Source organism: Pedobacter sp. GR22-6 (assembly GCF_037402555.1).
GTDB lineage: Bacteria > Bacteroidota > Bacteroidia > Sphingobacteriales > Sphingobacteriaceae > Pedobacter.
Map to the genome: position 1 here is coordinate 252,450 of NZ_JBBEUC010000002.1, position 15,200 is coordinate 267,649.

The 15,200-nt window shown below is 40.3% G+C and carries 12 protein-coding genes; 8 read left to right on the top strand and 4 right to left on the bottom strand.

Annotated features, from left to right (window positions below; genetic code table 11):
* Positions 1-28 precede the first annotated feature (28 nt).
* Both WAE59_RS08650 and WAE59_RS08655 read left to right on the top strand, forming a co-directional pair.
* Complete coding sequence (locus tag WAE59_RS08650; protein WP_337855554.1) at positions 29-1,207, top strand: DUF5000 domain-containing lipoprotein; 1,179 nt, start codon at positions 29-31, stop codon at positions 1,205-1,207.
* Between the two features lie 26 nt (positions 1,208-1,233).
* Positions 1,234-2,424: a DUF4998 domain-containing protein gene (locus tag WAE59_RS08655; protein WP_337855555.1), complete on the top strand. Its 1,191-nt coding sequence runs from the start codon at positions 1,234-1,236 to the stop codon at positions 2,422-2,424.
* Between the two features lie 97 nt (positions 2,425-2,521).
* Here the strand turns inward: WAE59_RS08655 and WAE59_RS08660 are convergent, their stop codons facing one another.
* Positions 2,522-3,403 (bottom strand): helix-turn-helix domain-containing protein, encoded by an 882-nt coding sequence (locus WAE59_RS08660; RefSeq protein WP_337855556.1) that lies wholly within the window; start codon positions 3,401-3,403, stop codon positions 2,522-2,524.
* Positions 3,404-3,858: 455 nt separating this feature from the next.
* Here WAE59_RS08660 and WAE59_RS08665 point away from each other — a divergent pair, with 455 nt between their 5' ends.
* From WAE59_RS08665 to WAE59_RS08685, 5 genes are all read left to right on the top strand, one after another.
* On the top strand, positions 3,859-4,191 hold the full coding sequence (locus WAE59_RS08665) for an L-rhamnose mutarotase (protein ID WP_337855557.1): 333 nt from the start codon (positions 3,859-3,861) through the stop codon (positions 4,189-4,191).
* Between the two features lie 66 nt (positions 4,192-4,257).
* The gene (locus WAE59_RS08670) at positions 4,258-5,256 is read left to right on the top strand and encodes an aldo/keto reductase (protein WP_337855558.1); all 999 of its coding nucleotides are present in this window, start codon (positions 4,258-4,260) and stop codon (positions 5,254-5,256) included.
* Positions 5,257-5,285: 29 nt separating this feature from the next.
* On the top strand, positions 5,286-6,155 hold the full coding sequence (locus tag WAE59_RS08675; RefSeq protein WP_337855559.1) for an AraC family transcriptional regulator: 870 nt from the start codon (positions 5,286-5,288) through the stop codon (positions 6,153-6,155).
* A gap of 144 nt (positions 6,156-6,299) precedes the next feature.
* Complete coding sequence (locus tag WAE59_RS08680; RefSeq protein WP_337855560.1) at positions 6,300-8,072, top strand: alpha-L-fucosidase; 1,773 nt, start codon at positions 6,300-6,302, stop codon at positions 8,070-8,072.
* Positions 8,073-8,204: 132 nt separating this feature from the next.
* Positions 8,205-10,148, top strand: coding sequence for a glycoside hydrolase family 97 protein (locus tag WAE59_RS08685; RefSeq protein WP_337855561.1), 1,944 nt, complete (start codon positions 8,205-8,207; stop codon positions 10,146-10,148).
* A gap of 211 nt (positions 10,149-10,359) precedes the next feature.
* On the opposite strand, the gene WAE59_RS08690 is transcribed toward WAE59_RS08685, so the two are convergent.
* Entirely contained in the window at positions 10,360-11,688 is a 1,329-nt protein-coding gene (locus WAE59_RS08690; RefSeq protein WP_337855562.1) for a c-type cytochrome, read from the bottom strand.
* 5 nt (positions 11,689-11,693) lie between these two features.
* Positions 11,694-13,139 carry a c-type cytochrome gene (locus WAE59_RS08695; protein ID WP_337855563.1) on the bottom strand — a complete coding sequence of 482 codons (1,446 nt, stop codon included), beginning with the start codon at positions 13,137-13,139 and terminating at the stop codon, positions 11,694-11,696.
* 380 nt (positions 13,140-13,519) lie between these two features.
* Between WAE59_RS08695 and WAE59_RS08700 the strand changes: the two genes are divergently transcribed.
* A complete protein-coding gene (locus tag WAE59_RS08700) occupies positions 13,520-14,236 on the top strand; it encodes a DJ-1/PfpI family protein (protein ID WP_337855564.1) in 717 nt (238 codons plus the stop codon).
* A 37-nt stretch (positions 14,237-14,273) separates the two neighbouring features.
* On the opposite strand, the gene WAE59_RS08705 is transcribed toward WAE59_RS08700, so the two are convergent.
* Complete coding sequence (locus WAE59_RS08705; protein WP_337855565.1) at positions 14,274-15,152, bottom strand: helix-turn-helix domain-containing protein; 879 nt, start codon at positions 15,150-15,152, stop codon at positions 14,274-14,276.
* Positions 15,153-15,200 lie beyond the last annotated feature (48 nt).

Consider the following 15,200-nt stretch of genomic DNA (forward strand, 5'->3'; position numbering starts at 1 on the left):
AGTAAGTTATCAAATAATTAATGTTATTATGAAAAAAATAAAATCGATCACACTTGTATTATGGTGTTTAGTTTTCTTACTGGGCTGTAAAGAAGATATACTGGCTCCCTTGGAGCAGGACGAAGTCGCCCCTGGCATGATATCAAGTCCCAGCACGGTGTCTACAGCAGGAGCGGTTAAAATAACTTATAATCTGCCTTCAGATGAGGATTTGATGTATGTCATGGCGGAGTACACCACAAAGTACGGTAAGGTAGTGCGGACTAAAGCATCCTCGTATATCAATTCCTTAACGATTGATGGATTTGCTGACACGGCAGTTTATGATGTTAATTTGTACGCCGTCGATAACAGTGAAAACAGGTCAAAACCTATGACTATCCAAGTTAGGGCTCAGGAACCGGCTATCTTTGGAATTAGACGTAGTATAGAATTGGTAGACGATTTTGGTGGAATTAACATTCGCTTTAAAAATCCAACAGAAGCCAATATCGCTTTGGTTGTGAGTTATAAAGATTCTTTAGGTAATTTCTCTACCAAGGAGACCATCTATACTAAGGTCAAGGAAGGCAATTTTTCTTCAAGAGGTTTTTCTTCCCAAGAAACTATTTTTGGTGTTTACATCAGAGATAGATGGGATAACCGCACGGATACAGCTATTGCCAGTTTAACTCCTATTTTTGAGAGGCAACTGGATAAAAGTAAGTTTAAGGTATCTACCCTACCAACGGATGCCGCTGTTGGATGGGGATTACCCGTGGCAAACCTATGGGATAGGGTGATCGCTGCTGAAGGCTCCATGTGGCACACAGCCGATGTTGGTATGCCTTTGCAGGTCAGTTTTGATCTTGGTGTCACCGCTAAGCTAAGTCGGTTTACACTTTGGCAGCGTCAAGGCGTTTGGATTTACAATCATGGAAATCCAAAACGGTATGAGGTGTGGGGATCGAATAATCCAGCCACAGATGGGAGCTATACGAACTGGACCAAGTTGGTAAGTTGCGAATCTAAAAAGCCATCAAAACAGCCTACCGGCTTGAATAGCAATGAAGATGTCGCTGCCGCAGCCCGTGGTGAAGAATGGACGATCCCTTTGGATGCTGCCCCGGTAAGGTATATACGCATTCGTGTTCTTGAGGTATGGATTGGCCCAGGCGGTAAAGCCGCTCATGTGTCGGAGATGACATTTTTTGGTAATGATAAATAGCAATATGATTGATTAATAATATGGATATGAAAAGAAACATTATTTATTCTTTTGTTGCAGTCATATTGGTTTGTATGAGTTGCACTAAAATCGACGATTATAAAAAGTACACTGACGGAAAGGTGATCGTTTATCCGGGCAAGGCGGATTCGTTAAAGGTTTATCCTGGGAGAAATAGAGCACAACTCTCCTGGTTGCTGACTTCGGATCCTAACATCGTGAAAGCTGTAGTATATTGGAATAATAAGGCAAATCACCTTGATATTCCCATCGTCCGCGGAAAGGGGGTAGACACGATAAAAGTGTTAATTGATCCGCTGCCAGAAGGAAATTATACATTTGAAGTCTTTACCTACAATAAGAAAGGAGACCAGTCCATTGTCAGCACTCGACAGGGGGCTTCCTATGGAGAGGAATTCGAGAAGTCTTTGCTCAATAGGATTATGGAAAGTGCCGTCTATCAAACTGGTAATAGCTCAATTGTAGTGAAGTGGAGGGCCGCAGACACGACAAATTTGGGTGCTGAAATCAAATATACGACGCTTGATGGTCAACAGCTAACAAAGCGGGTTAAGAAATCTGACTCACAGACTATCCTTGTTGATTGTAAACTTGGCGAACCAATTAGCTATCGGACATTGTTTAAGCCAGATTCTTTGTCGATTGATACTTTTCGCAGCGCTTACCAATCTAGGCAGATTACTGAACTGTCTTTAAAGAACCCGGGCTATCCATTTATTGCAAGCAAAATGTCTGGTAGGTGGGGTGAGCTTGCTGAATGGATAACCAATGCTGCGGCAAAAAATATGTCCGGTGGAGTTGGAGGATTCGACTCTTATAATGGCGGTGGGTATATAGCTTTTGAATTCTGGGGAACCCCATCGATCACAAACGGTAAAATCTATCAGACATTAACGCTGCCAGCTGGGAGTTATCGGTTTGTAACTACCATATCAGAGATTGCAAATGGTTCGCAAAATAGCTTGGAAGGAACCTATGCTGTTGTGGCATTAGGAAATTCGTTACCTGATATTGCCAATGTTGGACAGTCACTTGGTAATTTTAGATTCCTCAACAACTCGCAGAACGGCAAAGATTATGCGATAAACTTTATGCTTTCTCAACAGCAGGAAATCACAATAGGATATGCTTCGACGATGTTTTCTGTGGGAAATTCCAGTATAAGAATTCGACAAGCCAGACTTTACAAAAATTGATCAGTTCTCTATTCATTTAGTAAGGTGCACGGAATTTTTCCTGCACCTTATTTGAAGTTTACAATTCATTAAAAGGATACTGTAAACATTTGACCTGTCAACCTTTCGATGACTCTAATTGTTTTTTGTAGCGTCCGGGTGCAATGCCAGTTATTTTTTTAAATATTTTTGAAAAATAGAATGAGTTCTGAAAGCCCGTTAATTCTGCGATCTGGGCTAGTGTGAGTCGAGTAGTGACAATCAGGTATTGAGCTCGTTCGATCTTTTTCTCACGCATATAATCTATTGGCCGGCTCCCCGTTGATTCCCTGAATAATCTGGAGAAGTAATCTGGATTTAAGTTGGCTCTTTCTGCAAGCTGCGTTACACTTAATTCTTTATCTAAATTCACGGTAATGTAACTTATTGCAGACATGATTTTGGTGGGTATAGGATTTAGGTCTTGAGGTTTATAGGTGGTCGCTGATAAGAATTTCGAAACCAAATGAATAATGATCCCTTGGGTTTCCATGAACACGGAAAGGCTTTGCTGGTTATTTAGTTCCTGATATTCTTTGTAAAAGACATTTTTTTCATAAATTTTTGGGTTGTCTGATCTGTTAATTCCCCTGTTGGGATTACTGGATAACAGCTGTTTAAAATTCATTATATCCAGCTCTGAGGCCTGAATTTTTTGTACAGATCTGTTGGTATGGAATAACGATATGCCATTTGCGGAGTCTTCAAAAAACTGCACAAAATATTGACCGAGTCGCGCGTTGCAGGAAAGATTACACAAGGTAAAGCTGGGAATAAGATACAGGTAGCCAGGTTCAAGCACAATAGAATTACTCGCATCTGAGATCGTTCCTGAGCCTGAGTCAATATAATACAATCTAAAATAAGGACTTAGAACATTATTATAATTCCATTTCTCTCCCAGTTGCACGTAATCTACGTTTAATAATGAAAAAGTAGTTTTTAAAATTCTTCTGGACATAACGAAAAGCTGAAATCTAAGTTAAGTTAAAATCATTAGCCTGGTGACATGATTTGAAGTGAAACTTACCATAATGTCGGTTTTTTATATAAAAAAGTCGAGATTGAATCTGTTTTCTTTTATCTGAATCGAATACATTTGATTAGTTTAAAATTCCACACTAGTAAGTTTTAAATAAATAATCATATAAACTAACCAAATACTAAATGTCTTAATTGATTCGAATTACTGAAATTAATATCTACTCTAATTTAATGATGTTCAACTATAGTTTGAAAATCTTCTGATATTAAATCAGTACCTGGATGTGTAGTATACTGAAGTTAGATGATACTGTATTTTTAACGTGTTGTTAGGTTGTAGAATCAGCGTTTCATCGATTTTTAACGGATACTAAAATAGGTGCATATACATTTTTTGTTAGCCGATTGAATTAATTAGACATCAGAATAGATATGAAAAAACATTGCCTGGCATTAGATCTAAAAGACGATCCTAAACTTATCGCAGAGTATGAGCTTCACCATCAAAATACATGGCCTGAAGTTCAAGCCAGTATTCTGGAATCTGGTATTGAAGAAATGGAAATATACCGAACGCAAAATCGGCTTTTTATGATTATGGTCACGCGAGACGATTTTGATTTTAGCAGAAAGGCTGAGATGGATAAATCCAATCCAAAGGTTCAAGAGTGGGAGCATCTGATGTGGAGCTATCAAAAAGCCCTGCCCCTTGCAAAGCCCGGTGAGAAGTGGATCCTAATGGAACAGATATTCAAACTTTCCTAGCAATCTTCAGTGAAATTTTAATTTTTTAGTCAAATAACAGTAACCGTTAACTTATAACTTAAAAATATGACATTGCTTCCCAAGGTAATATTTGGAACCAGTAGCCTGGGTAATTTATATAGTGTCCTTGATGATCAAATTAAATATGAGATCATTGAACAGATAGTTTCCAGGACTGAACTTGCTGTCTTTGATACTGCAGGTAAATACGGTGCGGGATTGGCATTGGAAGTGCTTGGCAATGGCCTCGATAGAATAGATGTGCAATCCGAAAACGTTGTGATAAGTAATAAGCTGGGTTGGTTACAGGTCCCTTTGCTAGAGGCGGAGCCTACCTTTGAGAAAGGTGTTTGGTTCGGCCTGGATCGTGATGCCGTTCAAAAAATTAGCTACGAAGGAATTTTGGAATGCTTTGAACAAGGTAATTCATTACTCGGCCGTTACGATGCTTCCATGGTTTCCGTTCACGATCCGGATGAATATCTAAGCGCAAGTTCAGATGCTGCGGATTATAATCTGCGATACAAAGACATCCTGGATGCTTATCGTGGATTATACGAACTGAAGACTGCGGGTAAGGTTAATTCGGTGGGGGTCGGTGCTAAAAATTGGAAGGTAATCGAAAAGATCTCAAAAGATATTGAACTGGACTGGGTAATGTTTGCCAATAGCCTAACACTGCACTCGCACCCAAGGGAGCTAATGAAATTTATCGCCGATCTGGCTGAACGCGGAACACAGGTGATCAATTCTGCTGTGTTTAATGGAGGCTTCTTGATCGGTGGAGACTATTATAACTACTTACCGGTCGATCCTGGTGCTAGTTCCGGGCGGTCATTAATTGAATGGAGGAGAGCATTCTTTAAGTGTTGTGAAGATTTCGGCATTCTACCCGCTGAAGCTTGTTTCGAATTTGGGATAAAATTCCCTGGAATTTCATCCATTGCATTAAATACGAGCAAACCCGAAAATATAGCGAAGAATATAGACATGGCCTCTGTTCGCTTGCCGGATGATTTCTGGAACGCCCTTTATCATCAAAAACTGATCGCCGTGAAAGTTTAAAAATTCCATCAACATCATTCAAATTTCCTGTGAAGCCAAAGCAACTTAAAATAACAAACAACGCGAATGAATCTTTTCATGTAAGAAGAGATGCGGTGCCTAATATCAACAACCGTTGGCATTACCACGAAGAGCTGGAGTTAGTTTGCTTTCACCAAGGGACTGGTACACAGTTTGTAGGTGACCATATCCAGAAATTCAACCCAGGGGATATTATTTTATTAGGTAAAGAGCTGCCACATTACTGGCAATTCGACGATGATTGGATAGCGCGCAGCGCCTCATCTTCTCCTTTAGCTACGGTGATCCATTTCAGAGAGAGCTTTATCGGTGAAAGGTTTCTTCATCTTCCTGAGCTGAAACCTATACGGGAGATGCTTGAAAAGGCTAAAAGAGGGGTTCTCATCCCTGCCCTTGCTACGAGTGAATTGAGTCAGCTAATAATAGAAATAGCTGAGAGCTCAGGTCTGCGAAGGATCACCAGGTTACTGGAATGCCTTTATTTGATAGCGGAATTGAAGCCTGTGTTTTTTTTATCATCCATAGGATTCAACTGTGAGGTAGGTGACAAGAGTATTGGTCGCATTTCTGATATTTATGACTATACTTTAAGCAATTTTAAGCGAAAAATACAGTTAGAGGAAATAGCGTCGGTAGCTGACCTGGCACCTCCATCATTCTGTAGATATTTCAAGATGCATAGTGGCAAGACATTTTCTAGGTTTCTAACAGATGTTCGTGTGGGGTATGCATGCAAATTAGTACTAGAAAATCGTATGGACATTAAGCAAGTTTGCTATGAGTCAGGATTCAATAATTTCACCAGCTTTCATAGGAGTTTTAAACTAGTTACTGGAAAGACTCCAAAGGAATATCAGATCAGCCATCATCTTCGCTAGTTTTAACCTGTTTGTGTTATTTAATTTTCGGAAATCAGCCGTGGTAGTGCTTTGTGAAGCTGTTTGGTATCAAAATAATTATCACATTAAATATTTTTAGACAACACAATATAATTCAATTCTCTATAAAATAATCTAACCATAATGTTCAAAATTAAAAAGACAATCGCCTTCTGCCTCTTTATCAGTGTTGTCTGCCAGCATCCTCAGGTGTTCGCTCAAATTAAACCATCTCAGGCATCCAAAAGCATCCCAATTCCGCGAATTCCTGCCCCTGGACCAATAGATAGCTATCCGATGGGAGACTGGAAATCCTTCCCGGAAATGAAGCTCAATCTGGCCATTGCAGATGGTCCATTCAAGCCTACATGGGAGTCTATCGAAAAAAACTATCCAGGTGATTCATCCTGGTTGCGCGATGCAAAGTTTGGGATTTGGGTGCACTTCGGTCCTCAGGCTTCGGGTGAGAGCGGCGACTGGTATGCACGCAACATGTATAAACCTGGCAGCTTAGCGTATAAAAATCATCTGGCTAAATATGGCCATCCTTCCGAAGTTGGATATAAAGAACTCCTTCGGGATTGGAATCCAACTAAATTTGATCCTGCAAAGCTGACCCGGATCTATCGGGATGCAGGGGCCAGGTATTTGATGATTCAGGGGGTTCATCATGACAATTATGACCTGTGGAACTCGCGTTATCAACCCTGGAACTCGGTTAATCTCGGACCCAAACGGGATTTGTTGGGCGAGTGGGCAAAAGCCTGTCGCGCCAATAACATGAAGTATGGGGTAACTTTCCATCATGAGTATACCTGGTGGTGGTGGCAAACGGCTTTTGGGGCAGATAGTGAGGGTGATAAAAAGGGAGTTCCTTATGATGGTAGTCTTAAGCTCGCTGATGGTAAAGGGAAATGGTGGGATGGCTTTGATCCTCGTCAGCTGTATGGTGTTGACTTACGTGAATATCAAAGTGTTGCCGAAAAAGCCCGCACCGAATGGTCTCCGCCCTCTGCAGGAATTTTCAGCAGACACCTGGATTATGCCAGATGGTATGCTACACAATGGGCGCTCAGGATGATGGATGTGGTAGAACATTATGACCCAGACTTTATCTATACGGATGGTACCGTTCAGGGGCCGTTTTCTGGTGAGGGCACAGGCACAGGTTTGAAGGCTGATGCCATGCAGCATGTGATGGCGGATTACTACAACAGAACACTCAAGCGTCGCGGTAAGGTGAATACATTCAGCATCGTTAAATTCAGAGAGAAAACTAACGGAACGGTCACTACAGAGGAATTTGCAATCCCGGAAAACATTAAAACTGACCAGCCCTGGATCGCTGAAATTCCAGTAGGGGATTGGTATTACGCGCCGAATTTTACCTATGATTCAGGGATGATGATTCGCTATATCATTGAGGCCATAGCCAGGGATGGAAATGCAGCAATTTGCATCTCCCCACTGCCAGACGGATCACTTGATGAAGGCAGTACCCATATGCTAAAAGAAGTAGGGATTTGGATGCGGCGTAATGGAGAAGCGGTCTATGGGAGTAGGGCTTGGAAAGTTGCCGGGGAGGGTGAATATATCAAGGGTAAATTGAAGATGCTTCCTGGAGGGAAATTGGGTCGGCAACATGCTGATTTTAAATTTGGCCCTCAGGATTTTCGTTTCACAGTCGGAAAAGCTGGGGCGATCTACGCATTTTGTATGACAAGTCCACAAGGCGGTACTGAATTAAAGATCAAATCCTTTGCTACCAAAGAACAGCATTTGAATTTAGAAATTAAAAAAGTGACCCTCCTTGGATACAAAGGGAAATTGAAATGGAACCAGCAAGCAGACGGGCTTTATGTCACCTGCCCTGAGCAAATGCCATACTCAACTTCAGTTGTATTCAAAATCGAATAAGACCAGAGATTCACTTTCAACTCAACTCAGTAACGAGGAATCAATAAATCAGGATAGTTACCGCACTAAGAAATGTTTATTCTCCAAAAATTCACATAGCATGGAAAACTTACAAACCGTAATATAGACTACATGAAAAAAATTACAAGTCTAGCAATAGCATTCGTACCATTTATTTTTGTCGTGCAATTTGTCAGGGGACAAGAGATCAAAATCAAGTCTCCAAATAGCAGGATAGAAGTTGCACTAGTTCCAAATACTGATTCGCTCAAAAGCTGGAATTTGAAAGTAAGTTATAAGGACAGTGAAAACTATGCGGTAGTCATTCCCTCTATTAAGTTGGGACTTAGCGTAAGCAATGCCAGTTTTGCAGACAATGTTAAGTTTTTAAAGGCTGGTAGACCAGTAGAGATCCATGAAAAGTACAGTGCCATACATGGAAAGCGGAAAGACCGTCAAAACAATGCAGTCGAAAGCACCCTTCAGTTTATCAATTCAGAAGGGAATAAAATGAACGTCATTCTCAGGGCTTACAATAACGGAATAGCATTCCGTTATCAACTTCCCAGTAGAGACAATGAAAGGCTTAGAGTTAATGATGAGTTGACCACTTATGAGATCAAACCAGAATCAAATCGTTGGCTTCAAGCTTTTACAACCAGTTATGAGGGTTTCTATCCGAGCCAGGAGAATGGAGTACAGAAAGGTCAATGGGGTTATCCAGGTTTATTTAGAGTACCGATGAACAAAACAGAGTGCTGGATGCTAATTTCGGAAGCGGGATTGGATAGTAGCTACTGTGCAACTAAGTTTGAGAACACTAAAGATGACAATCACTATAAGCTAGTGTTCCCTGCTGCTTCAGATGGAAACGGTGTCGCTAGTGTGTATCCCTCGATATCCACTTCCTGGTTTTCGCCATGGAGAGTTGTTCTAATTGGAAGCCGTTCTGATCTGGTACAGTCCACGCTTATAGAAGATTTAAGTCCAGCTTCAAGGATTGAGGATACTTCTTGGATAAAGCCAGGAACAAGTTCATGGGTGTATTGGGCAAATAACCACGGGACTATGGACTACCAAAAGGTGAAGCAGTATATAGATCTGGCGGTACGTATGGATTGGCCGTACACACTATTTGATTGGGAATGGGATCAAATGGGAAATGGGGGGGATTTGGAAAATGCGATGAGATATGCAAAAAGCAGAGGGATTAAACCTATGATATGGTACAATTCCGGCGGTCCTCATAATAAAGTCAGTTCAACTCCAAGGGACAGACTGCTGACGCATGAAAATAGAATGAAAGAATTTGCTTGGCTGAGTTCGTTAGGAGTTTTCGGTATCAAAGTAGATTTTTTTGAAAGCGACAAACAGCATATGATCAAGTATTATCTTGACATTCTCGAGGATGCGGCAAAATATAAGCTGATGGTAAACTTTCATGGATCCACAGTTCCACGCGGCTGGAGCCGAACATATCCCAATCTGATGAGTATGGAAGCGGTCTTCGGTGCAGAGCAATATAACAACGGACCGGAAATGACAGTACGAGCTGCTTCACATAATGCTACGCTTCCTTTTACACGTAATGTTATCGGTCCTATGGATTATACTCCTGTGACTTTTACAAATTCTCAATACGCTCATACCACTACAGTGGCACATGAATTAGCACTATCAGTTGTTTTTGAATCGGCCATTCAGCATTTTGCTGATAGGCCTGAAGGCTATGATAATTTGCCGGATGCACCGAAGGCCTTTTTGCGGCAAGTACCTGCAAGTTGGGATGATACTAAGTTTTTGGATGGTTATCCAGGCAAGAGTATAACATTGACCAGACGGAAAGGAAACGATTGGTATTTAGCAGGTATAAATGGAACTGATCAGGGGAAGAGCTTCAGAATTTCACTTGATTTTCTTAAGCAGGGCAAAAATTATAGAGTGGTACTGATCCAAGATGGGGAATATGATACCGCGTTTTGCACCCAGTATTTTCAGTTCACCAGTAAGGATACATTGGATGTTAAATGGCTACCAAGAGGGGGCTTTTCTGCAATATGTCAGGAGATTCCATGAGATACATAAAGTCCACATAAATTGACACGTTTGAAATTTATCAGTGAAGCCCCTTGATAATTTCATAATGGTGATCTTTATCATTGGTTTGCGATAGTATTTCCTGATCCTTTCGTACCATTGAGATTAATGCATTTAAGTCGATCGCTGTTTTGATTAGAAAAACAATAATCACTAAGAAAAATATCAGTATGTAAGGTGTCATAAGCTACTATTTTGTATTTAAAATAAATCTGCTGAGTTCAGTTAGATCATCTTCTGATAGTTTGTCTCCGAAAGCTGGCATTTGCGGAGCAGCAGGACGTTTCTTCCCTGGAGATTTGATCCAGCTTTTTAAGCCTAATTCATCACCTTTATAGATAGAAACCATTTCAATAATTGGAGGGCCTACAACCTTGACATCCTTTGAATGGCAGGCAGCACAGTTCTGTTTGAAGACCAAGGCTCCTTTTGGAAGCTCTGCAAGTGATGCATCGGCCTCTAAATCTTCAACAGGATTTTTTCTCGCTTCCTCTGAAGCTTTTGTAAATGCCAAGGTTTTTTTAGCCACCATTTTTCGATGCGGATCTAGAGAATTTGCCCTATATATATGGCGGCCATAGCCCATGAATATTATAGTGAAGGTCAGGCACAGGGCAACCTTCCAAAAATCATTAGCAAGTCTGTGTTTAGGCCCTGTTATGGCTTTATATATCCAGTACATGGCGGGTATTGCAACAACCACACCTGAAAAGATGACTAGCATAAGATTCCAGCCCATACCTTTGGATGGCAGTGTAAGGAGCACAATGGGGCCTACTAGGAACTGGATTCCACTAGCTGCCAATACAAGGGAATACGCTTTTTTCCTGATCTCGTATCTCGTGAGTTTTTTAAAGATAGTTTCGAAGGGGTAATTTTTTCGTCCTATATACCAAAAAAGAAATAACCCCGTTGCCGCAAAGGATGCAAATATAAAGTGAAGATATCTGGGGAAAACATTAGGAAGGGTCAGCGCTGACATAAATCCTTTGATACTTCCCCATTTCTCCGGAAAAAGCATTAAGTTAATATTCGTAAGAAATATGAGTGGGATGAACAGGAAAATAGCGCATGCAATTGCAATAATGGTTGCGTGCAGAGGCTTGTTGTTTGCTAAAACTGTCCAAGTATATTTGTGAAGATAAGTTAGTAAAAAAGCAACGGTTACCAGAGGGATAATGGCAATCCACATTAAGCCCGTTAGTGAATTTGCAGTGTAAAAATATAGGGTATATAAGGCATTTATACTCAATAAGGGTGCAACTCCCATAACTACAGCCAGACTTTTGTTTACAGTGATGGTTTTTGCGATTTCATGCGCAAGCGTGTCGTATTCCTTTTCTTTTAAACCTTTGATCTGGCACCAGAAGGTCAATAGTGACCCTCCAAGCATTAAGTTAACGAACACAATATGAATCAGAAACGAAACGATCAGCACAGCCACTAATAAGGTCTCGGGAATAGGCAATGGCAAGGGGATGTCGTGGGGCAGCGGGACTGTAGACTGTAGTAGTAACATATGATCTATTTTTCTTTATTTTTAAAAGCTTCAACTGATTGCTCGGGGTTTACCGTCACTCCCGATTCCTGTGCGCCTTCGAGCACTTCTTTTGCCTTTTGGAGCTGTCTGATATAGGCTACCAAGGCATCAATTTCTTTCTTATTACCGGGAAAAGGCGGCATAAATTCTCTTGCATTATGTAAGGTTTCTATATAGCTTTTCATAGCTTCTTCCGGAAATGGTTTTCCTGTTCCTCCGTACATCCTGTCAAATACAAAGGTGATTGAGTTAACACCCTGTGTCGTGTGACACCTGCTACATGTAAGGAGAAAGAGATTCTTGCCTGCCTCTATTTTATTTTGTGGAGTGATTACTGGAGTGCTGGTGTAGGTCGCCCACTTCAAAATCCCGTCTTTTTTGTACAATGGATAGTCTTCCTCCCTCAATAAGTTGGAATACATATAATTGCTAATGATATAGGGCTTTCTAATGAATTCTCTAACCCGTTCAAATAGTCCCATGAAAGCGAGAGAGAAAGCAAGTGTTACTCCCAGAGATATGATGCCCAACCTTTTGGGCCACCAAATTGCAACAACTGCTGCGATAAGAATAATTGACGAAGCGGCAAGAATTAACTTCCACATAATGGCGTACCATTGTTGGAAGGATTGGGTTCCGACAGCAACCGAAAGGTTAGCGAGATTAGCTTCGGGAACTGCTTTAAAATAATATACCGAGCTGGCAACCGCAAAAGGGAGCCATGCTAAAACCCATTTTCCAATCGATCGAAATGCTTTGATCCGATTAGGGTCTGTTTTTTTTGTGAAAATGGAAACCAGAAAGAATCCAAATGTACCCCCAAGTACCATGGCCAGCGGGGTACGGTAAAGAAGTTGTGGCAGGTAAAGCGGATTCGTAACTGCAGAAGCAAAGGTCCTGTCTTTGGTCCAGTTGCCTGGATCCATCATAAAACCTAGTATTGAAACAATCAGCGCCATTGTTACCCAAGAAAATACACTCAAGTACCAGCCAAATTTAATATGCCGCATCTTGGATTTTAGCGTCTTATTGGCATTTTTCCAAGTGAGAAAATAGATCAGGATCAGTATCACTTCGGTGATAAAAACAGTCCATTCCGTGAACCATGCAAAGTAAAACACTCTTATCAGGCTTCCAATAGAATTAGGGCTTACTAATGATACGGAAAACCAAATTCCAACTCCGGTCATGGCTCCTATGGTGGTGGTGATGATAAAGGCTGTCCACATCATCTTGTAGACCATTTCGTCCCATTTTAAGTCAGTAATCTCATTGGGCTCGCTATTTAGTACACCTTTATTTTCTAACCAAGTAATCAGGGGGATGAAACCCACAGCAAGGGAATGGTTAATTAGGGCATGTAGGGTAGCTATCAGCGCAATTAGCATTCTGTTATTTAGCCAATCCAGATGAAATAAAGGAATATCCATGTGAGTAGTTTGAGACTACAAAATTCGGATTTTAGAGCGCATTTATGTAGTAATAAACAAGCAGGACATTTTTATAAACGCTACAGTATCTTGATGAAAGTGGAGTTCTATTTATAAAATCAACAATATATGCTGAACGAACCTTTGATTAAGATGTGTGGTATATTTTTGTTCTTTGTATATCAGCCATCAGTGTTTGTCATTATTGAACTTAAGATAAAATTATTCTGGTATCACAAGACATTTGAAAAAGTACAATTAAATAGCTTAGAAGTATAATTTTTGAAGTAGGTCAGCACTATAAATTTGCAGCGTTGTGATAAAGCTTTGCCGGCAGACAAATTTTCCACTTAATCTTATTAATATAATTACAAATTTTTATGAGAAGAATACAATTAGTTCTAGCAACCCTATCCTTATTTACATATTCACTAGGTGTCAATGCACAAGATAAGCAGGTCTCAGGATTTAATTTTCCAAGTGACCGTAAAATTAATGTTGGTGTTTTAGTTTATGACGGAGTTGAAATCGTCGATACCGGTGGCCCGATTGACGTATTTGTTAAAGCTAACAATTGGAATGGTAAATATAATATATATACTGTTTCGGCCACAGCCAACAAAACCATCATTATGGATGGCGGAACCGTCAATCTGATCGCACGATATACCATTTTTGATGCCCCCCAGGCTGATATCCTGGTGATTCCCGGAACATCTCCGGAAATTGTCAAAAAGATATCTGCTGATAACAAGATGATGGATTGGATTGTCAAGCAAAACATAAACACGCAAATGACGATGTCGGTTTGTACTGGTGGCTTAATACTGGCAAATACAGGATTGTTAAATGGGCGGTCTGCTACTACTCACCACTGGTCTATAGATGAATTGAAAAGCCATAAAGAGATTAACGTTCAGGAAAAAAAGCGCTTCGTTGTAGATGGTAAATTTCTGACCGGTGCAGGAGTAACTTCTGGTTTTGACGTTGCACTACAGGCGATAGAATTGATTAACGGTAAAGAAATTGCTGATGATATCGCCCTCGGCATGGTTTACAACCGATATGGAGACATGTTGTTTTTGCCCAAAAAGTAAATATTATTGAACGGTCTTACGTGAATTAAGACACCAGTTAAGATGATATACGGGCTTTTCTCCGAAAATCTTTCGGGGTTAAGCCCGTATGTTTCTTAAAAAACTTGTTAAAGTAACTATCGGTCTCAAAACCTAGTTTCCAGGACATTTCCTTTCCAGATATATCGCTCCAGCAGAGCAATCGCTGTGCTTCAAGCACTAGGTGTTCATCGATAAGCTGTTTTGGTGTTTTAGAAGTCGTTTTTTTTACCGCCAGATTCAAAATACTAGCACTGACATTTAGTAAATCAGCGTAGAACTTCACATGGTGTTCTTTATCAAAGTTTTTTTTCAAACTCATTCTGAAATCAGCGTATAAGTCACTCTTCTGTGTTTCTAACATTGGAAAATTTTCTGAAAGTCGGGCACATTTCAGAATGAAGACGTTAAGCAACGCCTGGATCAATTCTATCTCCCGATGTTCTTTTCGATGATATCTGTCCAGAATACTGAGGATCTCATCCAGTTGATCAAGTTCATCTTTTGGAATTTTGATGAATGATCTTGAAAAGACCTGAGTTAATTTTAATAAGAACATATCATTCTGGTCTGCAATAAATCTTGGGGAAAACGCAATTGATGTGAGTTTGCAGTTATCCATATCGGGATGCGTGTGTACCTGATCAACATCAAGAAGAAGTATTGCAGGGGCGGATACGCAGTCATGATTAAAATCGGCAAGATGGGATAGCGTTCCTTCGTGTAAGATCCCAATTATATAATAATTATGGCTATGCGCAACGTTGCTTGTTTCCAGAAATCGATCTGTATAATCTTTCATATGTAGACTAAAGTGCTCGTGAACATTATTTAAAATGTCATTTTCATATTTCGGAATTCTTTCATTCAAAAAATTGGTTGATGTTTTTGTTTTCAATTATAGTGTATTGGAAATTGTACTAATAGAAACATTTGAAGTTTTGCC

Coding starts and splice junctions, on each gene's coding strand:
- WAE59_RS08650 (WP_337855554.1), top strand. CDS start 29: ATGAAAAAAATAAAATCGATCACACTTGTATTATGGTGTTTAGTTTTC.
- WAE59_RS08655 (WP_337855555.1), top strand. CDS start 1,234: ATGAAAAGAAACATTATTTATTCTTTTGTTGCAGTCATATTGGTTTGT.
- WAE59_RS08660 (WP_337855556.1), bottom strand. CDS start 3,403: ATGTCCAGAAGAATTTTAAAAACTACTTTTTCATTATTAAACGTAGAT.
- WAE59_RS08665 (WP_337855557.1), top strand. CDS start 3,859: ATGAAAAAACATTGCCTGGCATTAGATCTAAAAGACGATCCTAAACTT.
- WAE59_RS08670 (WP_337855558.1), top strand. CDS start 4,258: ATGACATTGCTTCCCAAGGTAATATTTGGAACCAGTAGCCTGGGTAAT.
- WAE59_RS08680 (WP_337855560.1), top strand. CDS start 6,300: ATGTTCAAAATTAAAAAGACAATCGCCTTCTGCCTCTTTATCAGTGTT.
- WAE59_RS08685 (WP_337855561.1), top strand. CDS start 8,205: ATGAAAAAAATTACAAGTCTAGCAATAGCATTCGTACCATTTATTTTT.
- WAE59_RS08690 (WP_337855562.1), bottom strand. CDS start 11,688: ATGTTACTACTACAGTCTACAGTCCCGCTGCCCCACGACATCCCCTTG.
- WAE59_RS08695 (WP_337855563.1), bottom strand. CDS start 13,139: ATGGATATTCCTTTATTTCATCTGGATTGGCTAAATAACAGAATGCTA.
- WAE59_RS08700 (WP_337855564.1), top strand. CDS start 13,520: ATGAGAAGAATACAATTAGTTCTAGCAACCCTATCCTTATTTACATAT.